The organism is Salicola sp. AFF1, assembly GCF_056783195.1.
The window spans coordinates 1-248 of record NZ_JBXAYL010000217.1; the positions used below are offsets into that span (position 1 = coordinate 1).

General features: G+C 62.5%; 1 protein-coding gene. It reads left to right on the forward strand.

The features are described from left to right. A partial coding sequence (locus tag AC1RQI_RS17405; RefSeq protein WP_481905861.1) for an ABC transporter permease subunit occupies positions 1–248 on the forward strand: 248 nt, incomplete at both ends.

Below are 248 nucleotides of genomic sequence, written 5' to 3' on the forward strand. Positions count from 1 at the left end.
GCCAGCGTTCTACTACCTCGTCCTCGGCATCCTCATCGTCGTGTATCTGCTCTGTCGCTTTCTGGTGCGCTCGCAGTTTGGCCTTGCGCTTGCGGGCCTGCGCGAGAACGAGCAGCGCATCGCGTTCTTCGACTACAAGGTGCAGCATCTGAAGGCGATCATCTTCGCGATCGGCGGCGCCATCGCGGGCCTCGCCGGCAGCCTCTATGCCTTCCACGAAGGCTTTGTCTGGCCCAACATGGTCGGCG